General features: G+C 70.5%; 21 protein-coding genes and 1 pseudogene. 9 read left to right on the top strand and 13 right to left on the bottom strand.

Features of this window, described 5'->3' with window-relative positions; translation table 11 throughout:
* Positions 1-157 precede the first annotated feature (157 nt).
* The 4 genes from AQJ11_RS36055 to AQJ11_RS50110 all read left to right on the top strand — a co-directional run bounded on the left by AQJ11_RS36055 (position 158) and on the right by AQJ11_RS50110 (position 3,055).
* Positions 158-1,111: an alpha/beta hydrolase gene (locus tag AQJ11_RS36055; RefSeq protein WP_059266086.1), complete on the top strand. Its 954-nt coding sequence runs from the start codon at positions 158-160 to the stop codon at positions 1,109-1,111.
* Positions 1,112-1,252: 141 nt separating this feature from the next.
* Positions 1,253-1,747, top strand: coding sequence for a cupin domain-containing protein (locus AQJ11_RS36050; protein WP_014669652.1), 495 nt, complete (start codon positions 1,253-1,255; stop codon positions 1,745-1,747).
* A gap of 710 nt (positions 1,748-2,457) precedes the next feature.
* Positions 2,458-2,751 carry a hypothetical protein gene (locus AQJ11_RS36045; RefSeq protein ID WP_041664811.1) on the top strand — a complete coding sequence of 98 codons (294 nt, stop codon included), beginning with the start codon at positions 2,458-2,460 and terminating at the stop codon, positions 2,749-2,751.
* A gap of 136 nt (positions 2,752-2,887) precedes the next feature.
* The gene (locus AQJ11_RS50110; RefSeq protein WP_167360896.1) at positions 2,888-3,055 is read left to right on the top strand and encodes a hypothetical protein; all 168 of its coding nucleotides are present in this window, start codon (positions 2,888-2,890) and stop codon (positions 3,053-3,055) included.
* A 287-nt stretch (positions 3,056-3,342) separates the two neighbouring features.
* Here the strand turns inward: AQJ11_RS50110 and AQJ11_RS36040 are convergent, their stop codons facing one another.
* The 3 genes from AQJ11_RS36040 to AQJ11_RS36030 all read right to left on the bottom strand — a co-directional run bounded on the left by AQJ11_RS36040 (position 3,343) and on the right by AQJ11_RS36030 (position 6,042).
* Complete coding sequence (locus tag AQJ11_RS36040; RefSeq protein ID WP_341846312.1) at positions 3,343-3,717, bottom strand: MarR family winged helix-turn-helix transcriptional regulator; 375 nt, start codon at positions 3,715-3,717, stop codon at positions 3,343-3,345.
* A gap of 213 nt (positions 3,718-3,930) precedes the next feature.
* A complete protein-coding gene (locus AQJ11_RS36035; protein WP_059266085.1) occupies positions 3,931-5,022 on the bottom strand; it encodes an MFS transporter in 1,092 nt (363 codons plus the stop codon).
* 270 nt (positions 5,023-5,292) lie between these two features.
* Positions 5,293-6,042 carry a glucose 1-dehydrogenase gene (locus tag AQJ11_RS36030; RefSeq protein ID WP_059266084.1) on the bottom strand — a complete coding sequence of 250 codons (750 nt, stop codon included), beginning with the start codon at positions 6,040-6,042 and terminating at the stop codon, positions 5,293-5,295.
* A gap of 555 nt (positions 6,043-6,597) precedes the next feature.
* Here AQJ11_RS36030 and AQJ11_RS49440 point away from each other — a divergent pair.
* A complete protein-coding gene (locus tag AQJ11_RS49440) occupies positions 6,598-6,762 on the top strand; it encodes a hypothetical protein (protein WP_159061742.1) in 165 nt (54 codons plus the stop codon).
* 270 nt (positions 6,763-7,032) lie between these two features.
* Here AQJ11_RS49440 and AQJ11_RS36025 read toward each other — a convergent pair whose 3' ends face one another.
* The gene (locus AQJ11_RS36025; protein ID WP_059266083.1) at positions 7,033-8,250 is read right to left on the bottom strand and encodes a serine hydrolase domain-containing protein; all 1,218 of its coding nucleotides are present in this window, start codon (positions 8,248-8,250) and stop codon (positions 7,033-7,035) included.
* 358 nt (positions 8,251-8,608) lie between these two features.
* On the opposite strand from AQJ11_RS36025, the pseudogene AQJ11_RS52880 reads away from it, so the two are divergent.
* Positions 8,609-8,739: pseudogene (locus tag AQJ11_RS52880) on the top strand (IS701 family transposase); the annotation flags it as partial.
* Between the two features lie 43 nt (positions 8,740-8,782).
* Positions 8,783-9,070 (top strand): hypothetical protein, encoded by a 288-nt coding sequence (locus AQJ11_RS36020; RefSeq protein ID WP_058085098.1) that lies wholly within the window; start codon positions 8,783-8,785, stop codon positions 9,068-9,070.
* Between the two features lie 51 nt (positions 9,071-9,121).
* Here the strand turns inward: AQJ11_RS36020 and AQJ11_RS36015 are convergent, their stop codons facing one another.
* The 4 genes from AQJ11_RS36015 to AQJ11_RS36000 form a co-directional block, all read right to left on the bottom strand.
* Entirely contained in the window at positions 9,122-9,790 is a 669-nt protein-coding gene (locus tag AQJ11_RS36015; protein WP_059266082.1) for a GntR family transcriptional regulator, read from the bottom strand.
* A gap of 258 nt (positions 9,791-10,048) precedes the next feature.
* Positions 10,049-10,711 carry a DUF5134 domain-containing protein gene (locus AQJ11_RS36010; RefSeq protein ID WP_059266081.1) on the bottom strand — a complete coding sequence of 221 codons (663 nt, stop codon included), beginning with the start codon at positions 10,709-10,711 and terminating at the stop codon, positions 10,049-10,051.
* Positions 10,708-12,183, bottom strand: coding sequence for a PepSY-associated TM helix domain-containing protein (locus tag AQJ11_RS36005; protein WP_059266080.1), 1,476 nt, complete (start codon positions 12,181-12,183; stop codon positions 10,708-10,710). The genes AQJ11_RS36010 and AQJ11_RS36005 overlap by 4 nt, the downstream gene beginning before the upstream one ends.
* A gap of 250 nt (positions 12,184-12,433) precedes the next feature.
* A complete protein-coding gene (locus tag AQJ11_RS36000) occupies positions 12,434-13,738 on the bottom strand; it encodes an MFS transporter (RefSeq protein ID WP_107120925.1) in 1,305 nt (434 codons plus the stop codon).
* Positions 13,739-14,113: 375 nt separating this feature from the next.
* Here AQJ11_RS36000 and AQJ11_RS35995 point away from each other — a divergent pair, with 375 nt between their 5' ends.
* Positions 14,114-15,085, top strand: coding sequence for a S1 family peptidase (locus AQJ11_RS35995; RefSeq protein WP_059266078.1), 972 nt, complete (start codon positions 14,114-14,116; stop codon positions 15,083-15,085).
* A gap of 246 nt (positions 15,086-15,331) precedes the next feature.
* Here AQJ11_RS35995 and AQJ11_RS35990 read toward each other — a convergent pair whose 3' ends face one another.
* From AQJ11_RS35990 to AQJ11_RS35975, 4 genes are all read right to left on the bottom strand, one after another.
* Positions 15,332-17,026, bottom strand: coding sequence for an ABC transporter family substrate-binding protein (locus tag AQJ11_RS35990; protein WP_059266077.1), 1,695 nt, complete (start codon positions 17,024-17,026; stop codon positions 15,332-15,334).
* Positions 17,027-17,102: 76 nt separating this feature from the next.
* Positions 17,103-19,199, bottom strand: coding sequence for a dipeptide ABC transporter ATP-binding protein (locus AQJ11_RS35985; protein WP_059266076.1), 2,097 nt, complete (start codon positions 19,197-19,199; stop codon positions 17,103-17,105).
* On the bottom strand, positions 19,196-20,128 hold the full coding sequence (locus AQJ11_RS35980; protein ID WP_398781134.1) for an ABC transporter permease: 933 nt from the start codon (positions 20,126-20,128) through the stop codon (positions 19,196-19,198). Before AQJ11_RS35980 ends, AQJ11_RS35985 begins: the two co-directional genes overlap by 4 nt.
* Position 20,129: 1 nt before the next feature.
* Entirely contained in the window at positions 20,130-21,113 is a 984-nt protein-coding gene (locus tag AQJ11_RS35975; RefSeq protein ID WP_059266075.1) for an ABC transporter permease, read from the bottom strand.
* 454 nt (positions 21,114-21,567) lie between these two features.
* On the opposite strand from AQJ11_RS35975, the gene AQJ11_RS35970 reads away from it, so the two are divergent.
* Positions 21,568-21,834 (top strand): hypothetical protein, encoded by a 267-nt coding sequence (locus AQJ11_RS35970; protein WP_059266074.1) that lies wholly within the window; start codon positions 21,568-21,570, stop codon positions 21,832-21,834.
* Between the two features lie 213 nt (positions 21,835-22,047).
* Here the strand turns inward: AQJ11_RS35970 and AQJ11_RS35965 are convergent, their stop codons facing one another.
* Positions 22,048-22,236 carry a hypothetical protein gene (locus AQJ11_RS35965; RefSeq protein ID WP_059266073.1) on the bottom strand — a complete coding sequence of 63 codons (189 nt, stop codon included), beginning with the start codon at positions 22,234-22,236 and terminating at the stop codon, positions 22,048-22,050.
* Between the last annotated feature and the right edge of the window lie 26 nt (positions 22,237-22,262).

The following is a 22,262-nucleotide window of genomic DNA, read 5'->3' as shown; positions in this document are numbered from 1 at the left end:
CGCGGATGCCGCCCCGGCGGGAACAACGCTTCCGTGCCTGCCGGGGCGGGCCATGGCGTGGGAGACGCGAACACATGTGGCCGACGTGGCACACGTTGCACGATTCCGCGGCCGGACGCGGCGGCACCTCACGCACCCCCCACCCCCAAGGAACCTCATGCCTCACCTACTCGACCCCGAACTCGCCGCCGTGGCGGCCGCTCTCCCGACGGCCGACCTCTCGGATCTGGCGGCGGCGCGGGAAGCGGAACGACTGGTGTCCGAGCACCTTCCCGTCCACGAACCACAGACGCCCTTGTCCGTGCGGGACGTGACCGTCCCCGGCCCCTCGGGCGCGGGCGACGTACGGGTGCGGGTCTACGCGCCCGCCGAACGCTCCGGCACACTTCCCGGGCTGCTCTACCTGCACGGCGGCGGCTACGTCATGGGCAGTCTGGCCCTGATCGACTCGCCGGCCCGGATGCTCGCCGAGCGGGCGGGCGTCATCGTCGTGGCCGTGGACTACCGCCTGGCTCCCGAGCATCCCTTCCCCGCGGGTCTGGAAGACAGCTACGCGGCCCTCGTCTGGGCCGCCGAGCAGGGTGGTGAGCACGGGATCGACGCCGACCGCCTCGGTGTCCTGGGCGAGAGCGCCGGGGGCGGGCTGGCCGCGGCGCTCACGATGCTGACGCGGGAGCGCGGGGGCCCCCGCCTGCTCGCCCAGTTCCTCGACGCGCCCACCGTCGACGACCGGTTGAACACCCCCTCGATGAGGACCCTGCGGGACACACCGGTATGGCAGTCCGCCAACTCGCCGATCGCTTGGGGGCACTACCTGCGCGGCACCGCCGAGCCTGGTGCCGCGGACGTCCCGGTGCACGCCGCTGTGGCCCGCGCGCGGGTGGAGGACCTGGCCGGGCTTCCCCCCGCCCTGGTCGTGGCCTACCAGATCGACCCGACCCGCGACGAAGCACTCGACTACGCGCGTCTGCTCATCCAGGCCGGGGTCCCCACCGACCTCCGCCACTACGGCAAGGCGTTCCACGTGGCCCACTTCATCCCGGGAACCGCGATAGGAAGCCGGATGATCGACGACCGGATCGAAGCCATCCGCAGGATGTTGGAAGCCTGACGGCACCGTCCGGCCCGCGGCGTGCCGTCACCCGGGCCGCCCGTCATCGCCCGGTACCCCCCACCCACCCCCTTCCGGCACACGGCAGCCGCCGTGCCCCGGAAGGCGTCCGCACCAGCCCCCTCCCAAAGGCCAGTCACCATGACCGATTTCCCCTCCCCACCGCCCGTCCCGGCCTCCCGCCAGTTCGTCCTGGGCGGGCATCTGCGCCTGTCCGTGCTCACGACCGCGGAGGAGACCGACGGTCGTCACGACCTGTCGGACATCACCCTGCCCGGCGACTCGGGCACACCACTGCACCTGCACACCGCCTACGAGGAACGCGTCTTCGTCCTCTCCGGCTCCCTGACCGTGTGGGCCGGACCCGACACCTTCACCCTGCGTTCGGGTGACTTCTTCACCATCCCGATGAACACGCCGCACACCCTGAAGGCCGGTCCCGAAGGAGCCCGTTCCCTGACCATCACGTCACCGGGCAGGTTCGCCGAACTGATCGCCCGCTCCGGGACGCCCGCGCATCTGGCGACCCCGCAGACCGAGTGGGACATGGAGCTGTTCCAGGCCCTCACCGAAGAGTTCGGCGACGTCATCCTCGGCCCGCCCGGTGCCACACCCGCCTCTCTTGAGGGCAGGTAGGCAGCGGACACTTCCCGACCGTGTCCCCAACACCTGACACCGCCGCTCATCACCCGGCCGGGTACGCGCCGGGTGTGGCGGCCATGCACCGCCCCGGCGCGGCCCGCGGAGAGGCCCCGGGGCTGACCGGTCGGCGGGCGTAGGCCCGGAGTTCCTCCCCGAAGAGCCGGGGCTGCTCGTGCAGCGCGGCGGCGCCGAGTTCGTCGCGCTCGCTCCGGACTCGGATGACACGGTGCGCTTTCCCGCCTCCTGGCCGCGCGGCTCGGCACCGTGCGCCTCGGCGACGAAGTCCGCGTACCGCTGCTCGAAATGGAGCACGGAATGCCCGGTTGGTCCCGTAACGGTCCGTTCCCGCAACAGTGTCCCGGTCCCCGGGCGTGCTTCACCGCCGCCCGCGCGTGAACCCCGGGCGCGGGCGGGTCCTCAGCCGGCTGAGGGAAGACCGGTACGTCGATCCGGGCGGCCTTCGTGGTGCCGTCACGGTCGAGCCGCACTGCCCGGCCCATGTTCTGCACGATTTCCGCCTGCCGGCCGCGGAGGTCGGCGAAGCGGATGGCCTCCCCACCGCGCCCCGCTCGACCCGCGGCAGCTCGCACCAGTCACCCCGGCCCGGCGGCCGGCGGCAGCTCCGCGCACTGTGCGCCGTCGTTCCCGCCTCCAAGGCTTTTACCTCCCTGGTAGCCGAGGCTCTTCGGGGTATACGGCCCCGCATGGCACCGATGACTGAGCGCGTCATGTTCCTGCGGGCCGTGCGGCAGCTGCACCGTGTCCGTTCCTTCTACGCCGGGGGCGTCCTGTTGTGGGCGGTGTGCGCCGCCTGGACCGGCTGGCAGGCGCCGGGGAGCCGGCAGATGTGGGCGTGCGTCCTCCTGCTCGCCGTCTTCGCCGGCCTCCTCGTCACCGCAAGCCTGTCCCTGCGGCGCCTCGAAGTCCCCAGGACAGGCCGGCCCGCGCATCACGCCGCATCACACAGGGCGGCAAGCCCTCGCCACGCGCACGCCTGAGACGGTCACTACCGCCGGCCCGCCGACTCGGCGGGGGCCGCGCCTGGCGGGCCGGCGACAGTCGGGCGCGGCCCTACGTCTGCGGAGCCGGTGGCCGGGCATACGGGCTTCACACCCTTCGAGAGGAGTTCGTCTCATGCTCGGCATAGTCGCGGCGGTGCTGTTCTTCCTGGCGTTTCTGATCAACGCGGCGGATCTCGGCACCAACGATGTGTTCACTTCGACGAATGTGATGCTGCTGGGGCTGACTGCGCTGGCTCTGCACGTGGCCGGTATCGGTTCCGGCTGGGCCCGCAGACGCTGACCCCCGTCCCCCCGAGCCTGGTGACAGTCGACGCTCCGCCGCGCCCGAGGCACCGCCGCCGAACGCGCGGTTGCGCACCCCGGCGACAGGCGGGAACGTCCGCAGCACCGCTTGGTGTTCATCAGTCCCTGCTCCGGCCCGACGCATGCCGCTGCGGGTGGCTCGGGGGCGGCGCTGCGCTCGTCCTCGAAAACGGTGAGGGCGCCGTCGCGGAGGAAGACAGCGTCGAGGTCGGTGTCAGGCGGGAACAGTTCCCGGCCGACGCCGACGATGTGTGAGTCGGAGTGTCAGTGGCTGTCGGGCACCCGTGTGAGGTTCTCGATCAGCTCCTCGGTGATCTCCGCCAGCAGGGCTATTTGGCCGGGGGTCAGGTGGTCGAGGAAGAGACTGCGGACGTCCTCCACGTGGCGAGGTGCGGCTGTCGCTATGGCCTCGTGGCCGGCCGGTGTGACCCGCACGTACACCCCGCGCCGGTCACTGGCGCAAACCTCGCGGTCGACGAGGCCGCGTCGCGTCATGCGCGCCAGGTGGTGGGACAGCCTGCTCTTCTCCCATCCGAGTTCCCTCGCGAGTTCCAGAACGCGCAGTCGGCCGTCAGGGACGCGGGTCAGCTCGGCCAGCACCGAGTAGTCGGCGGCGGACAGGCTGAACTGACTCCGCAAGGGACGCTCGGTATGTGTGATCAGTCGCTCAAGTGCACGTAGCAGACCACGCCATGCCTGCTCCTCGGCCGCCGTAAGCCACCGGGGCGGTTCCTCCGTCACGACACCCCCTATTTTGTTGATGTATCACATACCACTCGCCGGGCAACTTCATGCATACTTCCGGACCATGCCACGGGGGCCGTGCCTCGGCGGCGTCGATCACCGTGCCGTTCAGCGGGTGCGAACCGGCACCAGGGCGCTGAGCAGCACCACGAGGGCACCGAACGTAAAGGCGGTGCTGGTCCCGTGGTGGTCGGTCAGGACGCCACCGGTGAAGGAGCCAACCGCGAGGAAGGTCTGCGAGGCGGTGACGAGGAGGGCCAGGGCGGCCTCGGGGGCCTGCGGGAACAGGCGCATGACCCGGGCCTGCCCGATAGGGGGCACCCCTCCGAAGGCCGCGCCCCACAGCAGGACGAGGACGATCACGAAGGGGGTCGAGGTCGTGACGGTGAGCAGCAGGACCGCTGTGGCGAGGACGAGGCCGGTGAGGGCGGCCAGGGCGCGCAGGGAACGCCCGGTGACGAGGCCGACGAGGAAGTTCCCCGTGAGTCCCGCCAGTCCGTAGCCGAGGAGCACGGCGGTGACGGCGCCGGGGCTCAGGTGGGCGTGCTGCTGGAGGTGGGGGGTGATGTAGGTGTAGGCGGTGAAGTGGCCGAAGAAGGCGACGGCGGTGGCCAGCAGGGCGAGGGCGGCGGACGGGGTGCGCAGGACGTTGCCGAGCGAGGCCGGACGCACGGTGTCGGTCGGCTTCAGGGTGGGCAGTGCGATCCTGAGGAAGACCAGCGTCAGCAGTGCCGCGACGGCGGCGACGTCGAAGGCGGTGCGCCATCCGGCGAGGTGACCGATCATTGCGCCGAGCGGGAGACTGACGACGGTTCCGGCCGAGATGCCCGCCGTGATGAACGAAGCCGGGCGGTCCGCGTCGGCGGGAGCAACGAGACGGCTGCCGACTCCGGCCCCCATGGCCCAGAAGCCACCGACGCCGAGACCCAGGAGCAGGCGTGCGGCGATCATGACGGTCATGTTGGGCGCCAGGGCGGCCAGGGCGTTGGACACTGTGATCAGTGCGGCGAGGGTGAGCAGGACGTGCCGGCGGTCGAGCCGACCCGAGGCTGCGGTGAGGAGCGGCGCGGCCACGGCCGCGGCGACTCCGGGGACGACCACGAGGAGTCCCGCGGTGCCGGTGTTCACGTGGAGGCTGTCGCCGATAGAGGGCAGCAGGCCCACAGGAAGAAATTCCGAGAGCACCAGCACGAACGACATCGTCGCCGCGGATCCCACGGCCGGCCATCCGCTCCGGCTGTCCGGCTCGGACGTTCGGGACACGGACCCGCCCCGGGGGCCGGCTGGGGCGAGGCGATCGCTCATGACTCTCCTTGTCCGCGGCTTTGGCCTTCCGGGGCATGTCCTGCTGGGTGGGGGAGGGTGTACCGGGATGCGGTGATGTGCGGCGGACGGGGCGCGGGTCCGGGGCGGTGCCGCGGCCCCTGCCGGTGTGCTGCGGTGGGTGTGGGGTGAGTGGGTTTGTGGTGGTCAGACCTGGTTGGCGCCGCCGTCGACGAAGATTTCGGTGCCGGTGATGTAGCTGGACTGGTCGGTGGCGAGGAAGAGGGCGAGGTTGGCGACTTCTTCGGGCTGGCCCATGCGGCCGAGGGGGACGCCGGCGGCGAGGGTGTCGCGCAGTTGGGCGGCCTGCTCGTCGTTGGGGGCGAGTCCGTTGAGGCCGGGGGTGGTGATGGGGCCGGGGGCGATGGTGTTGACGCGGATGGTGCGGGTGCGCAGTTCGTTGGCCCAGGTGCGGGCGAAGGAGCGGATGGCGGCCTTGGAGGCGCCGTAGACGCCGAAGGCTTCGTTGCCGACGCTGCCGGCGGTGGAGCCGGTGAGGATGACGGAGGCGCCGTCGTTCAACAGGGGCAGTGCCTTCTGGACGGTGAAGAGGGTGCCCTTGACGTTGGTGTCGAAGGTGGTGTCGAAGTGTTCTTCGGTGACCTGTTCGAGGGTGGCGAAGGTGCCGCCGCCGGCGTTGGCGAAGAGGATGTCGATGTGGTGTCCGGCGTCGGCGATGGTGGTGTAGAGGCGGTCCAGGCTGGCGAGGTCGGCGCTGTCGGCCTGGACGCCGATGGTGTTGCCGCCGATCTCGGTGATGGCCTTGTCGAGGGTGTCCTTGTTGCGGCCGGTGATGTAGACGCGGGCGCCTTCTTCGCGGAAGCGGCGGGCTGTGGCCAGTCCGATGCCGCTGGTGCCGCCGGTGACGACTGCTGTCTTGCCGTCGAGCTGTCCCATGGTCTTCTCCTTGCTGGGGTGGTCGGCTGGGGCCGGGCCACCTTGCCGTTCAATCTTCAATCACCGTAGACCCAGAAAGATGACGTGTCAACTAACTGGATGATGCGTCATCTATCCGGGGCGGTGGGCGGCTGGAGCAGCGGGGCGGCGGGGCCGATGCGGCGGTGGGCGGCGGGAGTGTGGCCGGACGCGCCGGAGCGGTGGCAGGTGTGATGCTGTGCCTGCCATCGCTCCGTTGCCGGACCGCACCGCTGACGTGGGTCGTGAACACACGCAGCGTGTGTTCACCGCATGTCATGGATCACTTCACGATGCGGGCGAAGTTCCTGACCTCCTGCGTGAAGAGCAGGGGTTGTTCGAAGGCTGCGAAGTGGCCGCCGTAGGGGATCCGGTCGTTGAAGTAGACCAGGTCGCTGTAGGCGCGCTCGGCCCAGATCTTCGGGCCGCGGACCAGTTCGTGGGGGGAAGACGCTCAGGCCGACCGGCAGGTCGAGCCTGGTCAGACCGGACGCCCCGAGGACGCTGCCAAGGTCCTGGCCGCGACGCTTGTCGCCCATGTCGGGCTTCTGCAGCCTCGAAGCACAGCGCCGCGCCTACGTCAGCCGGCTGGGCGTGTCGCCGCGCGTCTACCAGCGCGGGGTCCCGTGCTCCCTGCCCGCGGAGGCGTCCCGCCCTCTTCCCCCGCCGTGCTCCTCGCGTGACATGGCCGTGCCCGGCTGACTGGGGGGAACTCGGACGCCGGCGGGGGGCGGGCGCGAGGGGCTGGCTCGCCTGCCGAGGGTGACCGGAACCCGACGGTCGAGGAGCACGGACGTGCGCGCCAGGGACACCACAGCGGCGCGGGCCTACGCCCGTCTCGTCAGGTGACCGGCGTGCGCTGAGCACGGGCCCCGGCCGAGGACTCGGCCGGGGACCCACTGTGCGGTACGGCCGCCTGGTCGTAGAACGCGGCGACCGCCTCGTCGAGGCCCTCGCGGGTGTGCGGGAGCCTCAGTGGCGGACGACCTGGGGAGCGATGTCCTCGGTGAAGGCCTCACCGCCGGAGCGGGCGACCTTGCTGTTCTCGACCGGGTCGACGCCGCAGAACGCGGCTTCCAGAGTGCCGGCCAGCACGGTGTTGACGGTGCCGTTGTTGGACGTGTTCGCCATCGACGTCATGCTGCGCTTGCCGTCGGCCGTCGTGAAGGCGTACGTGTAGTAGCCCTGCACGGTGCCGGTGTGACCGTAGACCGTCACACCGCAGGACAGTTTCCTGCCCCGGAGGCCGAGTCCGTAGGACTGGGTGCCGTCCGCGTTCACCGGGACCATGCTCATCATCTCCCGCAACTGCGGCTGCGGGACGAGCTTGCCGGAGACGATCGCGGCGAAGAACCGGTTCAGATCGGCCGAGTTCGAGATCACCGCACCGGCGGACTGGGCCCAGGAGACGGTCTGCTCGGTGGAGTCCACCAGCGGCAGGGTCGTGTCGTCGTCGCGGACGTAACCCCGCGCGTAGGAGCCGGTGATGGTCGTCTGCGGATGCACGTAGGAGGTGTTCTTCAGGCCGAGCGGCTGGAAGATCCGCTGCTCGTACTGCGTGGCCATCGGCACACCGGTGACGTGCTCGATCAGCTGGCCCAGTACCACGAAGTTGGTGTTGGAGTAGCTGTAGGCGGCGCCCGGCTGGTTGGTGGGCTGGTGCGCGGTCGAGAGGTCGATGAGTTCCTGGAACGTGAACACCTTGTTCCGGACCGCCTCGAAGCCCGGGACGGTGTGGTAGAACATGTCGTTCGTGTAGTCCCACAAGCCACTGCGATGGCTCAGCAAGTGACGCACGGTGATGCGATCGTCCGGCAGCGGCTTGGGGAGGTAGTCGTTCGCCGGCGCGTCCAGGTCGACGCGTCCCTCGGCGACGAGTTGCAGCAGCACCACGGTGGTGAAGGTCTTGCTGACGCTGCCGACGCGGAACCTGCGGTCGGCGTCCATTGCCGTGTCGGCCGCGGTGTCCGCCTTCCCCACGGCGATCCGGTAGCTGGAGGCGCCCGAGTCGATGCGGGTGAGCGCGCCAGGCGCCCCGTTGGCCATCGCCTGCTTCTGCACGGCGAGCACACCCGTGACCGACGGGCTGGGAAGGCTGGTGGTGGTGGTGGCGGCGCCGGCGGGCGTCACGGCCACAGCAGCCATCACGACGGTACCTGCGAGCACGACGCCCGCGTTCTTGATGCGCATCCGATTCTTTCTGACGTGATCGGGTGAAGACGCTGAAGCGATCCACGGGTCGTGGGACGGTCCCTGACAAGACACGTCACTGGTCCTCACTTTGAAGGACAGTCATGGGTTGGGGATCGCCGGCCAGAACCATAACGCACACGGTGGACACAGAGGTGAAGGCAACGGCCGAGGCCAGATGAAGCCGCACAGTTCCGCGAGATCGCGGGCGGCCTGGGCCTCCTGCCGTACGCCCTGCGGGCCGACGATGCGGCTCGGCAACTCGACCGCTTCCCCCCGGCACAGCAGTACGAGGTCGATCCGGTGGACCGCTTCGAGACCGGCCAGGGTGTGACGGTCCACGGCCGGAGCGCGGCCCCTGGGAGCGGGGGACGTTTTCCACGTCAAGGTCACCACCCGGCACGGCACCGTCGTCACCCGCTGGGCGATGACTATCCCGTACACGCCCTGTCCAACGGCCTGGCGCGGCGGAAACGGAAGCGCACAAGCCGGTGGCGACCGCCTGCGGTGACTCGCGTGAGATCATCCGTCCATGAGCAGCGACCTGGATGTGAGTGCTCTGGCGATCAATGTCACGATCCCGCAGCCGCTCCGCTGGACGGACACGCGACGCGGTGAAGAGTTCACGCTGACCACGCTCAACGTCCGGCTTCTCCCGGACGGCCACCTCGCCGTGAAGGCCTACGGCAGGCCAGTCGGTGGCGGCCGGGGCGCATACGTCTCGTTCCCCGTCCCCGACAGACCCGAACTGGCCGCCCTGATCTCCCAAGCCGCCAGCCGTGCCGGGGAGTTGTGGGCCGCCCATCGTGGTCTCGGTTGACCCCGCCTCGACTTGACGACGGACGGTGGCAGCCCCCGGCCGGCCACTGCATCACGCACCCCGGCGGCACGTAAGCGGACCGAGAGGCCCACGACGACCTCGCGCCCCTCCACGACCGGGACCTCGCGCCCCTCCGCCACTGGGGATCGCGCCCCTCCACGACCAGGCGGACACGGTTCCGGCCTCTCCTCCGCCGATCAGCAACCGTGGCGCTGCATCAGCGAGTTCGCCGACGCAGTGCCGGGCCGATTTCCGGGTGGGTTGGGTCCGCCGTCCGCCCGGCGCGAGCGTCTTCGCCGCCCGGGCGCCGAATTCCTCCTGGACCGACTCGGCAGAGTTCACTGCCAGGGCCCGGCCCCTGCTGGGCAAGCGGGTCGCGCGTTCGGCGGCGGCCGGTTCCAGGAGCAGGCGGATGTCGTAGAGGTCGTTCAGGCCGGCCTGGTCGAGCAGGGGCGCGGCCAGGTAGCCGACGTCGGGCCGGCGCACGACGGGTCCCTCGGACTCGCACCGGGCGAGGGCTTCGCGAACCGGTGTCTGCGACACACCGAGTTCGCGGGCGAGCCCGTCGATCGACAGCTTCGCAGCGGGCTCCAGAGCGTGGCCCATGAGGAGGGCCATCAGCGCTTGGAAGACCGACTCGCGCACGCTGGTCCTGACCGGCCCCCGGGAAGCCGAGCCGTTCGCCGTGGCGGCTCGGGTCAGCGGCACCGGGTCACCCATCGCCCCTCCACATCGTCGATCACCGTAACCACGCGCAACACGGTGAGGTCGGCGTCCCGGCGAGCAGGCCGTCGAAGGTCTTCGAGGCGCCGTCCTCGCCGTAGCCGAGCAGTGGGCTGAGCGTGTCCGGCTCGCAGGCCACCCCGAGCACCCAGGTCAGTCAGAAACCAGTCCATGCCTCGGTGAAGGGAGCGGCCGGCCCTGTGACGGCGGTCCGGACCGCTCCTGTGTCTCCCTTCGCCGTCGGCGCGCCGATCCCTACACGAGCAGGACGAACATCACCGCCATGCCCAGTGCCATGGAGGCGTGGCATCCGAACGCCAGAGCTCCGGCGACGCCTTCCCCGGGCGCCGCTGTTCTCGGGACCCGCCCAGATGCCGGGTCCCAGGCGCGCGCCAGGTCGAGAGCACGGGTCAGCCATACCAGGCCGATGCCGGCCAGGACGGCGGCGAGCACCCCCGCCGCCGTCCTCGGTGCCGTGCCCGACAGGCTCATGGAGGCGAGGCCGGAAGCGCCCGCCATGTGCATCTCGTGCATAGCGCCCCCGCCGGAGTGGCCCGCCATGGAGCCGGAGACGTCCATCGCCGCGACCATCCAGGCCATGGCCGCTGTCATCACGACGTGCGGCCAGGCGGCGAGCACCGCCGCGATGCGCGAGCCGTCGGCGCGGGGGCGGCGAAGCGCCGCGACCACGAACCACAGGGCTCCCGCCGAGAACAGTACGACCTGGGGCGCGGCCGACAGGTCCATGCCCCAGGGCCAGGCCATCGCCGTCATCAGCACGCCCATCGCCGCGTGCAGCGTGTGGTCCACCCGGTCGGCGGCCCGCGTCCCGGGCAGGACGGCTCGCCACACCCCGTGGACGACGGACACGGCGAACAGCAGGGTCAGTATCCAGCGCAGTCCGGCCGCCGCGATCACCCCCGCACCTCCGCCCGGCGCCGCCGCAGGGCTCCGACGGCCACGTCCACCAGGACGAACAGCAGCAGGGGCAGACCGAAGAACGGCACGTAGTAGCCGATGACCGCGGCCAGCAGCACGACCGGCGCGAGCACCCGGCCGGGCACCTTGCGCCAGGCTCCGCGTGCGGGTGCGCGCCCGACGGCGAATCCCTCCGCGCGGGTCGGCCGGCGCAGCCACCACATGCGGAAGGCCCACAGGGTCATCGCGATCACGGCGATGGCCAGCAGGGCCAAGGCGATCTGGTTGGCGAGGCCGAAGAGCAGCCCCATGTGCGCGTCGACGCCCCAGGACGTCAACTTGGCGAGCAGCGGGAAGTCGTCGAACTCCAGCTTCTGCGTCACCTTGCCGGTGGCCGGGTCGATCGCGACGGAGTCCTGCCGTTCCGGCCAACTGCGGGTGTTCTCCGCCACGACATAGGCGGAGTCCTCGTCGTGGGGCGGGGTGACGACGAGTACACCGGCCAGGCCGGCGTGACGGGCCGAGGCCACGACCGCGTCGATCCCGATGTCCCGCTTGACGTCTTCCGTGCCTCCGCCGGCCCCCTCGCGGGCGGGCAGCGCCGTGGACACCGAGGGTGTGCTGCCGCCCAAGGCGTCCTGGATCCGCCCGATGCTCGCGCCGGCATGGGCGGACCAGGTCAGGCCGGTGGCGGACAGGGCGAGCAGGCCGACGGAGGCCCACAGGCCGACAGCGCCGTGCCAGGACAGGGTGCGTTTGCGGCTTCTGGCACCGCCGCGCGGCAGCAGCAGACGGCGCAGCCGTCGATGGTTGCGCGCGGTCCCGGCCCACAGGGCGAGACCCCCGAGCACCTCCACCCAGAGCCAACTCGCGGCGATCTCGCTGTAGTTGCGGCCGAAGTGGCCCAGATGAAGGTTCCGGTGCAGGTCGTCGAGCCACGCCCGGGCCGGCAGCCACTGGCTGAACGTCCTCAGCTGTCCGAGCACCCTGCCGTTGTACGGGTCGACGAAGGCGGTGAGTGTGTATCCCTCGGGCAGGCCGTCCTTCTCGAAGGTGACGCGGGTGGAGTCGGTGGGTCCCGCGCCCTTCGTCACCGACAGCAGGGTGCCGTCGGGGACCGCCCGCTGTGCCGCGGCCACCTGATGGGCGAGCGGCTCGGCGGCTCCGCGCGGCGTCACCTTGAGTTCGTGCGCGTAGAGCGCCGACTCGATCTGCGGTGTGACGGTGTAGGCGAGCCCTGTCACAGCGGCGACGAGGATGAACGGGCCGACGAGGATTCCGGCGTAGAAGTGCAGGCGCAGCAACAGGGGCCGCAGGTTGCTCCACAGCCCCGGCACCGCACGGGAGGCGCTGGTGGTGGTGTGCTCGCCCGCCGGGCGTGGCGACGGTGGCACGTCCGCGCCCGGTTGCGGGCTCACGGCCTGACTCACCGGTGCGGCCTGCGCGTCCGGCGGTATCCGGCGTTCGGGCATCTCGGACCCTCTTCTCCTGTAGCGACGGCAACCTGGTCGGCGGTTGCAGCACAGGAGTCGGGGCGAGAGTGGGGGAAGTTCCCGGGGTGTTATGTGACCTGGGTCACTGTGATGGTGGATGCTGCGGCCCACGTGTACGGCGGGTCGTACGCCTGGGGGAGCGCTGAACGCCGCGCGGGTGGCGGCACGGGGCGACTGGGGGATGCGCCAAGGCCCTTCCCGCTCTCACCGGGGGGCGGGCCGGGGACGCTCACGTGGGGCTGCCCGTCGGCGGTCCGCTGGACGAGGGGCGGGTGGCTCGCCCGGAGAAGTGGCGTGTGCCGGGCACGAGGGCGGCGAGAGCCGGGGCGGCGAAACAGACCGCCGCGCAGGCGGCGAGGACCCGGCCGGTGCCGAAGGTGTCGATGGCGGGGGCGATCAGGGCCAGCCCGGCCGGGGCCAGACCGTAGGAGAACAGGAAGTCCAGCGAGGAGACCCGGGCGAGTTTGTCGGGGGCGACCTCGCGCTGGGTGGCGGTGAACCAGGGCACGTTGAACCATTCGATGCCGAGGCCGGCGAGGGCGTAGGCGGTCATGACCGCGATCGGATGCACATGGGTCATCAGGCTCAGCGGCGCGAACCCGTATGCGGCCAGACCCGCGAGCGCCGCCCAGCCCTGGGTGCGCGGACGCCTGCGGGCGATGAGCAGGGCCCCGAGGAGGGCTCCTGCGGTGTACGCGGTGGTGGCGCCGGCGAGCACCGCCCCCGAGCCGTACTCGTCGCGGCTGACCAGCGGCAGGGCGACACCGGTGGCCGAGTACCCGGTGGCGATGACCGCCGTCAGGGCCGCCAGGCCGGCCAGGAACCACGGATGTCGCCGGGCTTCCCGCACCCCCTCGGCGAACTCCTCCAGCAGGCCCGTCCGCGTGGGCCGGCCACGGGGCACGGTGCCTCCGCCGTCCGCACGTGCGCCGCCTCCCGGCACGAGGGCGGCGACGAGCCAGAGCAGTCCGACGCACAGCAGCAGCGCCCGGTCGCCGAGGACCAGGGCGGCCAGCGTCGTCAGAGAGGGCCCGGCGAGGGCGGTGACACGCACCGCGAGGCTCAGTGCCGCGTTGGCGCGCTGGCGGTGGGCCTCGTCGACGACTTCGGCGGCCAGCGCCTGGAAGGCGGGCCGGCAGGCGCCTTGCCCCGCGCCGGCGACCGCGCAGGCGAGTGCGGTGAGCGGCGTCGACCGGTCGAGAGCGAGGGCCGTCACGGGCAGCGCGACCGCTCCGGCGAGACCGGACCACAGGACCACACCCCTGCGGGAGTGCCGGTCGGCGAGGACGCCGGCGACGGGCACCGCCGCGAGGAAGCCGACGGTACGGGCGGCGAGCAAGGCACCCAGGTCGACGGCGGTGATCGCGCCGTGGAGCACCGCCAGCCCGAGCACGAACGGCAGGGCCCACGTGGCGAGGCCGGAGGCGGTGGTACCGGACCAGAGCCTCAAGAAGGCTGGGTCCCTCAGCAGGGATCTCCGTTCCCCCCGGGAAGGACCTGCGTCGCCGGTGGTCGGTGCGGGCCGGGCAGGCACGGTGAGGCACTCCTAAGGTCACTGATGTAAGGACTCTGTGCAAGCTGAGCCTATTACGATCCGCCGTGTCCGCGACAACCCCCGCGTCGTCATCGATGTCACGGGCACCGCGGTGTCCTCGCGGGGGCGGATGCCGGACCCGCTGTCCGCGGCGCCGCAAGCCAGACGCACTCCGCGGCCCTCGCCGGTACACCCGTTCTACGGCCGGGACCGCCGTCCTGAACTGTGCCGCATCCCGGGCACTCGCCGCTGGTGGTGCCTCGTCAGGAGGGGGGCTGGCCATACCCTCCACCGACCCGTTGGCCGGATGGTGCGGCAGGTTTCGGGCAGCGAGGCTGAACGCGTTCGGATCCACCCAGCAAAAGGGAAACCTCTGTGTTCAGCTTCAAGCCGCCGCGCCGCCGTACCGCCCGCATCGCAGCAGTCGGCGCTCTCGCGGCTGCGGCCTGCGTCACTGTCACGGCCGGCAGTGCCGGAGCCATCGTCAATGGGTCGGACTCCACCGAGAGCTACCCGTTCATGGCGACCATTCCGGAGTCGGCCCCGGACCAGGGTCTGATCGACGGGAACTGCGGGGCGTCGCTGATCGACCAGCAGTGGGTGCTGACAGCGGCTCATTGCCTGAAGGTCGAGGGCATCAACATCAAGCTGGACGGCATCGTGCGGGTCAGCAGCGACCACCGCAAGTCCGGTGGCACCGTCAGGAAGATCGACCGGACCTTCGTCCATCCCGGCTATGTGAACGGCGACGACAAGGCCGCCAACAAGAACGACATCGCGCTCATACGCCTGGACCGTCCGGTCGCCCAGCAGCCCATCAAGATCGCCGAACAGGCAGGGCCGCCCGGCACCCCGACCCGGCTCCTGGGCTTCGGCACCACCGTCGACACCGGGTTCGAGTTCCCGGACCGATTGCAGGAGCTGAACACCCGCAGGGGCGCCGAGTCCGAGTGCGCGCCCGGCTACGCGGACCGGACCCGGCTGTGCACGATCACCACCGTGCCCAAGGCCATGGCGTGCTTCGGGGACTCGGGCGGACCGCAGATCCGCAAGGGCCGGAACGGCCGCTGGGAGCTGATCGGCGTCACCTCGGGGCCCGGCGCCCCGAACGTGCCGTGCTCGCAGGGCCCCGGTCTCTACACCAACGTGCCCGTCTACGCGGGCTGGATCGACAAGACCATCAAGACCAACAGCGCTCCGCCCACTGCGGCCAAGGGCTCCGACCTCGCCGAGACCGGCACGAACGACAACACCCCGGCGATCGTCGGCATGGCTGCCGCGCTGATCGCCGCCGGCGGCGGCACCGCCCTCGCGGTACGCCGCCGCAAGACCCGCAACGCGCGCTGAGCGAAACCGCCGCAACCCAGAGGCCGGCCCCCCTCAGGGGGGCCTGTCGAAGTGAAGGTATGGCACCGACTGTTTTGACCCCGGGCCGCATGAGTCGACAGAAGGTGCAGCAAACAGGCTGGGCCTGCCACGGGAGGAGGTCGAGCCAGAGCGTGTAGCGGCGGTAGCAGGTCCGCCCCGGCCCGAATCCACCCCGGCCCTGGCGGGACGAGCCCTGGCGGCATCACCAGGCACGGTGATGAGGAGTCACTTCTGCCAGCCGACGGTCTCCGGCAGGGGAGTGCCGAAGATCGTGGCGCCTACGTTGGCCAGTCCCTTCTTGACACCGTAGACGGAGGGACCGCTGTAGAGCGGCAGGAAGGCGTACTGCGCAAGCTCCTTGCGCTCGATCGCGTTGGCCTGGGCCGTCTGCCGCGCGGGGTCGGATATCCGGGACGCCGCGTGGATCTCCTTGTCCAGTTCGGGGGTTCCGGTGCCGGTCAGGTTGGAGTCGCTGTCGGTGCCGTAGAACTGGTACAGGTAGCGGGCGCCGAAGGGGTCCGTGGAGCGGTTGCCGGAGAGGAAGAGGTCGAAGTCGCGATCGCTGAGGATCTTGGAGAAGTCGGCTTCGTCCGCCTTCTTGATGTCCACCTGGATGCCGACCGGCTTGAGCATGGCGGCGAACGCGTTGGCCGTCGCCTTCTCCAGCGGGTCGTCGCCGAGCAGGGTGTAGCCCACCCTGAGCTTGGTGCCGTTCTTCTCCCGGACGCCGTCGCCGTCGGCCTTCCAACCGGCCGCGTCGAGCGCCTTCTTGGCCTCGTCGGGCGCGTACTTGATCACCGATGAGACGTTGTCCGAGTAGCCCTTCTGGAAGCTGTAGAGCAGCGCCGAGCCGGGAAGTGGCTCGGAGTAGTCCAGGCCTTGGAACTGGATCTTGGCGATCTGCGTCCTGTCGACGCTCTTCAGCAGCGCCTTGCGCACTTCGACGTCCTTGAGCACTGGGGACTTCGAGTTGACGTAGAGCGAGTACTCGAAGGGGCTGCCGCCGCGACGGATCTCGGTTCCGTTGACGCCGCTGATCTGCTTCAAGCCCTCGGCGCTGCCCGTGGACGCGTAGTCGACCTGCCCGTTCTTGAAGGCGTTGATCGCGGCCTCGGAGTCCAGGTTGACGTAGACGCGCTTGTCCAGCTTGCCTCTCTTGCCCCACCACTTCGGGTTGCGGACGAAGGTGAGGTTGCCGCTCTTGGTGTCGAAGGTGCCGACGGTGTAGGGACCCGCGCCCCATTCGGGATGCGCCTTCTTCACGTAGGCGTCGTTGAAGTTGGCGACCGTGGCGGCCTTGGGATGCAGGAACGTCGTGAACAGGCTCGACCACCACGGGTCGACTCCCTTGAAGTCGATGACGGCCTGCCGGTCGTCGGTGCCGCGGGTGACCGAGACGATGTTCCGGTAGCCCTCGGTGTTGGTCGCGTTGTAGTCCTTGTTCGAGCCGTTGTTGGCCTGCCAGGTCGCCTTCACGGCCCGCCAGTCGATCGGGGTGCCGTCGTTGTACGTGGCCTTGGGGTTGAGTGTGAGGACCACCCGCTGGTTGCCGCCCGTCACCGTGACCTTGACGTCACTGAGGTAGTCCGGGTTGTACTGCACGTCACCTGTGGGGGAGTAGGTGATGACATCCGGGTTGTACCAGAACCACACACGGCTCGCGGTGAGGGTGGCGTTGGCGTTGAACGGGTTGCCCTGGTCGTCGAAGGTGCCGGGGGTGGTGTAGGTACCCCCGTCCTTGATGTTGTCGTACGGCTGGGGGTTGTAGTCGACCTTCGCCGAGGCGACTGCGGGCGTCGAGCCGTTTCCCGCCTTCCCGGCGTTCGGAGCGCCGGCCCCGGAGGAACTGCACGCGGTGGCCGCGAGGGCGAGGGCGAGGGCGACGGTGAGCGCGGAGGCCGGGGCGATACTCGATCGCATGGGGAGTTGATCCGTTTCTGTGTGGGGTGGGGCGGTGCCGCGCGTCGCGGCACCGCTGCGAAGGGAAGGGAACCGGTCAGCGGGCGTGGCAGGCGTGACGGTGGTCCGTTCCGGATGCCGCCGGGTGCAGGAGGGGCCGTTCGGAGCGGCAGCGCTGTTGTGTCCCGTCGTCGAGCAGCGGGTACAGCGGACAGCGGTCGGCGAAAACGCAGCCTCGCGGGAGGCGCGACGCACTGGGCTGCTCGCCCTTGAGCACGATGTGCTCGCGAATGCGTTCCACCTGTGGATCGGGCACCGGGATCGCCGACAGGAGGGCTTCGGTGTACGGGTGCCGGGCGTGTGTGAAGAGGTCCTCGGTGTCACCGATCTCGACGATGTGTCCCAGGTACATGACGGCGATGCGGTCGGACACCTGTCGCATCACCGCGAGGTCGTGGGCGACGATCAGATACGCCAGGTCCAGTTCACGCTGGAGCTTCGTGAGCAGGTTGATGACGTCGGCCTGGATGGACACGTCCAGGGCGGACACGGGTTCGTCCAGCACCACGATCCGCGGTTCGGTCGCCAGGGCCCGGGCGATCGCCACGCGCTGGCGCTGGCCGCCCGAGAGAGCCGCTGGAAAGCGGTCCGCCAGCGATGCGTCCAGCCCGACGAGGGAAAGAAGCTCGTTCACGCGGATCCGGACGGCGTCCCGGTCCGTGCCGACGGCCTGGAGCGGTTCCGCGAGCAGCCGGAAGACGGGGAGCCGCGGATCGAGTGATCCCATGGGGTCTTGCATGACGATCTGCACCGTGCGGCGCAGTCGCTGTGTCTGTTCGGTGGAGCGTGGGGCGGCTACGTCGGTGCCCGCGATCTCTATCAGGCCGCGCTCGGGCGGCCTCAGACGCATGATCTCCAGCAGGGTGGTGGTCTTGCCGCTGCCGGACTCGCCCACGAGCCCGAGGGTTTCACCGGCCCGCAGTGCGAAGCTGACGTCGCTGACCGCGTGCAGCGTGCCGACGCGGCGCTTGAGGAGCGCTCCCTTGGTGATCGGGAACGTCCTGGCCAGTTCGGCAACCCGCAGCACGGTCTCACCCGGGACACGCCGGTCGGGGCGGTGCTCTTCGACGGCCGGTCCGGGCCGCGAGAACAGCGAACTCGCCGCCGGATTCCCGCCGACGATGTCTTGGGCGCGCCAGCAGGCGACCTGACCGTGTCCGGGTACCGCGGTCAGTGGCGGTTCCTGGCTGTGGCAGCGGTCCACGGCGGCGGGACAGCGGTCCGCGAAGGAACATCCCGCCGGGAGCCCCACCAGCGACGGCGGTTCGCCCCCGATCGGCACGAGCTGCCCGCTCGCCCGCGCCTCGGGCCGAGGCACCGCGCCGAGGAGTCCGATCGTGTAAGGCATCGTCGGCCGCGCGAACAGCTCGTTCGCGCCCGCCTGCTCCACGATCCGGCCCGCGTACATCACGGCGACGTCGTCGGCGTACCCGGCCACCACCCCCAGGTCATGGGTGATCAGCACGAGGCCGGCGCCCGTCTCGGTCTGGGCGGTCCGCAGAACGTCCAGGATCTGCGCCTGCACCGTCACGTCCAGAGCGGTGGTCGGCTCGTCGGCGACGATGACCGACGGCGAGTTCGCCATCGCCAGAGCGATCACCACGCGCTGGCGCATCCCGCCGGAGAACTCGTGAGGAAACGCACGCGCGGTGCGGTGCGGTTCGGCGATGCCGACCAGGTCCAGCAGCTCGACGGCGCGGTTCCACGCGGCCTGCCGTGTCAGGTCCTGGTGCACGCGCAGCGCGTCGGACAGCTGTCTGCCGATGGAGAAGATCGGGGTCAAGGCGGACAGCGGATCCTGGAAGACCATGCCGATGTCGTTGCCGCGCACCGCGGACAGTTCCCGGTCGCCGAGCCCGACCAGGTCACGGCCGCCCAGCAGCACGCTGCCCGACACCTCGGCGGTCTCCGGCAGCAGCCCCATGACGCCCATCACCGTCGCCGACTTGCCCGATCCCGACTCACCGACGATGCCGAGCGTCCGCCCGGGCAGGACGTCGAAGCTCACTTCGCGTACGGCCCGTACCGGACCGGCCTCTGAGGGGAAGGCCACGCTGAGGCCGCGAACGGACAGGACCGGTGCTGCTGCGGTGGATCCGGCCGGCGGGTGCGTCCCCGGGGTCGCCACGGTCATCGCCGGCCTCCGCGCGCACCGGTGGTCGAGTTGGGGTCGAACGCGTCGCGCAGGCCGTCCCCGACGAGCGTCATGGACAGGGTCAGCAGCACCACCAGCGCCGCCGGGTAGCCGAACAGCCACGGTGCGGTGGTGATCGTGCCGGATCCGTCGGCGAGCATCGTGCCCAGTGACACGTCGGGTGTCTGCACTCCGAATCCCAGGAACGACAGGGCGGTTTCACTGAGCACGGTGGCGACGACTCCCAGGGTGAGGTTGACGATGAGCAGGGAACCGAGGTTGGGAATGATGTGCCGCAGGATGATCCGCCACGGCCGCACTCCCATGAACTCGGCGGCCAGCACGTAGTCCCTCTCGCGCAGCGAGGTGGAGACGGACCAGATGACCCGCGCCGTCGACATCCAGCCGAAGACGGTCAGCACCAGGATGAGCACCCGCCAGTCCCCGGCGAGGTGGTGCGAGACCAGGGCCAGGATCAGGAACGACGGCACGACGAGCAGGAAGTGGATGACGGTCAGCGTCAGCCTTTCGACATGGCCGCCGAAGTACGCGGCACCCGCGCCGATCACCGCGGCGAGCACGATCGTCAGTACCGAGACGCTGACGGCGATCACGAGGGAGCGCTGAAGACCGTGGACGGCCTCGGCGTAGACGTCGTTGCCGCCCTGGTTGGTGCCGAAGTAGTGCGTGCCACTGGGGGGCTGGGTCAGTGCGGTGAAGTCCACGTCGGTGTAGGAGAAGTGCGTGAGGTAACCGCCGCACACACTGAACAGGACCAGTAGCACGAGAAGCGCGACTCCGAACAGCGCCGACCGGTTGCGGGCGAAACGCCGCAGATACAGTCGTCCGCCGCCCGCACGGCCCGCCGGACCGGGGTTCGTCGTGCCTGGACCGAGCGGCTCGGGCAGGGAGGTCACCGTGGTCGCCACGTCACCTCACCCGCACTCGGGGGTCGAGGACGACGACGGCGATGTCGGCCAGGATCGCGCCGATCGCCGTCATGCCGGCCCCGAAAGCCGCGACAGCGACGGCACCGTGCACGTCGTTCTTGGCGATGGTCTGGACGAAGTACTGGCCCATGCCGTTCCAGCCGAAGACGGTCTCGGTGATCACCGCACCAGTGAAGATCGCCGGAATGCTGAACGCGACGGATGTCGCGGTCGGGATCAGTGAGGCGCGTAGTGCGTGTCGACGGATCGCCTGTGCACGTGTCAGACCGGTCGCGCGGGCGGTGCGTACGAAGTCCGAGTTGATGTTGTCCAGCAGGAGCGAGCGCTGGGTCAGGTGGTAACCGACGTAGCCGAGCAGGGTCAGGCTCAGCGTCGGCAGGACGAGGTGCTGGAACCGGTCGGCGACCGTCGGCCACAGTCCGCTGACGTCCGGGGACTTCTCCCCAGCGACGTACAGGAGGCGCCAACCGAGGTGCTGGTTCAGCCAGATCCCGGCGAAGACGACTGCCAGCGCCGCGACAGCCGCCGGGACGTTGAAGAGGAACACGGAGACAAGCTGGGTCACCCGGTCCCACCACCCGTACTGCCGGGAGGCGGTGAACACGCTCAGCGCCACACCCGCCACCACGGACAGCAGTGTCGCGGCGGTGACCAGCTGGCCGCTGACCACGACCCGGAAACCGATCTCCGAGTTGACCGACGCCCCGACAGGGGACTTCCCCCAGTCGAAGCGCAGGAGCACGTCGCTGAACCAGTGCCACCACCGGTCCGCCAGGGGGACCCGCGGATCCAGGTTGTAGGGCGCCAGCGCGTGATCGATCTGCTCCTCGGTGCGGACCGGCCGCAGCCCCCGGTAGTTGGACCTGGGGTCGAGGAACCAGGCGGCCAGCAGATACGTCACGTTGGTGGCGACGACGATCATGACGAGCCATCCCGCGGCCTTGCGCGTCACGTGTCGGATCACGAGCCCGCCTTCCTGGGCGAGCGGATCTCGGCGGTTGTGGCGGCGCGGGGAGCCGGCGAGAGTGTGCCGGGATGTGGCATGAGCCTGACACTTTCTGAGGGCGGAGGATACGCCGCCCTGGTGGAGCGGTGAGGGGGTTGCGAGCGGCAGTCGGGCTCTGTGCATCGGGCGAGCACGCCGACCGGCATTGATTCTTCGGCCGTGATCATGCTCCGCGCCAGCCCTCCCGGGAGGGTGTCACGTGATCGCAATGCCGGTGTCACACAGGCCGGAGGCGCGACAAGCGGAACGCAACGACACCGACGTGCTGCGCGGAGACGGCGAGGCAGCGACCCTGGCGGAGCTGACCCTGGTTCCGTGGAGTCCCTGAAGTCAGGTCAGGATTCTGTCCGTCCGTGCCTACAGGAGCGAGGAACCCGGCACCGGACGCAAGATCCTGCGCTGGTCCCCACCCGTGCTCGCCTCGGCCGCCGACGTTGCCGTCGGGCACACGCCCGGCTGGAGCCCGTACTGGCCGAACGAACTGCTCGCCGCCGACTGGGCAGCGGCCGGTCCACCGCTGACGCCGTTCTCCCGGCGCACCCGCCGAGGCCACCGGCACGCCCTCGCCGCCCTCGCCCCCGCCCTGGCGCCCGCGCCGCAGCCGCAGTCCGCCGCGCCCGAGCCGTCGCCGGCGCAGCCGGACGACGGCGCCGATGCGGTCGTCCGCCAGGTTCGCTGACTGTGGGAGCGCCCGGCCCGTCCGACCCGCCCATTCGCCGCCGTCGCCCAGGACGCTCCCGGCACGGTCTCCCTTCACCAGCGGTGACCCCGCATCACCCGCGAGCTGCTGGCCGGCATCCAGCCCGGCGACCTGCTGCGTGTCACCGGCACCCTGGTCCAGCCCCCCAACTCCCCGTGATCACGCCCGGCTTACCGTCGACGTCCGGTTCGATCACGTGATGTCGAGGGTGGTCAGAGGGTGGGTGGCCGCGCGCGTGCCGGCGGACGCGCTGCGCGATGTCGGCGTCGTCTGCCTGCTCGGCCGTCGCCGGTCGTCGCGGTGAGGAAGCCGGTAGCCCTCGGTGCCGTCGTCCGTCCCGCGCAGCGTCACCATGTTCTCGCCCAGCAAGGCCTCCGTCACGTGCTGACCATCCTCACCCACGCCCC

Origin of the sequence: Streptomyces corchorusii (assembly GCF_001514055.1) — a bacterium.
GTDB classification, from domain to species: domain Bacteria; phylum Actinomycetota; class Actinomycetes; order Streptomycetales; family Streptomycetaceae; genus Streptomyces; species Streptomyces olivaceoviridis.
The sequence above is the reverse complement of the archived record's forward strand: the minus strand, read 5'-3'. Positions and strand labels throughout refer to the sequence as shown.

What these genes read in the sequence shown, in the direction of transcription:
- AQJ11_RS50110 (WP_167360896.1), top strand. Translation starts at nt 2,888, where the DNA reads ATGCTCGGCATAGTCGCGGCGGTGCTGTTCTTCCTGGCGTTTCTGATC.
- AQJ11_RS36005 (WP_059266080.1), bottom strand. Translation starts at nt 12,183, where the DNA reads ATGCCCGAACGCCGGATACCGCCGGACGCGCAGGCCGCACCGGTGAGT.
- AQJ11_RS36015 (WP_059266082.1), bottom strand. Translation starts at nt 9,790, where the DNA reads ATGGGTGACCCGGTGCCGCTGACCCGAGCCGCCACGGCGAACGGCTCG.
- AQJ11_RS36030 (WP_059266084.1), bottom strand. Translation starts at nt 6,042, where the DNA reads ATGGGACAGCTCGACGGCAAGACAGCAGTCGTCACCGGCGGCACCAGC.
- AQJ11_RS36025 (WP_059266083.1), bottom strand. Translation starts at nt 8,250, where the DNA reads ATGCGCATCAAGAACGCGGGCGTCGTGCTCGCAGGTACCGTCGTGATG.
- AQJ11_RS35985 (WP_059266076.1), bottom strand. Translation starts at nt 19,199, where the DNA reads ATGACCGTGGCGACCCCGGGGACGCACCCGCCGGCCGGATCCACCGCA.
- AQJ11_RS36045 (WP_041664811.1), top strand. Translation starts at nt 2,458, where the DNA reads ATGGCACCGATGACTGAGCGCGTCATGTTCCTGCGGGCCGTGCGGCAG.
- AQJ11_RS49440 (WP_159061742.1), top strand. Translation starts at nt 6,598, where the DNA reads ATGTCGGGCTTCTGCAGCCTCGAAGCACAGCGCCGCGCCTACGTCAGC.
- AQJ11_RS35990 (WP_059266077.1), bottom strand. Translation starts at nt 17,026, where the DNA reads ATGCGATCGAGTATCGCCCCGGCCTCCGCGCTCACCGTCGCCCTCGCC.
- AQJ11_RS36055 (WP_059266086.1), top strand. Translation starts at nt 158, where the DNA reads ATGCCTCACCTACTCGACCCCGAACTCGCCGCCGTGGCGGCCGCTCTC.
- AQJ11_RS36050 (WP_014669652.1), top strand. Translation starts at nt 1,253, where the DNA reads ATGACCGATTTCCCCTCCCCACCGCCCGTCCCGGCCTCCCGCCAGTTC.
- AQJ11_RS36020 (WP_058085098.1), top strand. Translation starts at nt 8,783, where the DNA reads ATGAGCAGCGACCTGGATGTGAGTGCTCTGGCGATCAATGTCACGATC.
- AQJ11_RS36035 (WP_059266085.1), bottom strand. Translation starts at nt 5,022, where the DNA reads ATGTCGTTCGTGCTGGTGCTCTCGGAATTTCTTCCTGTGGGCCTGCTG.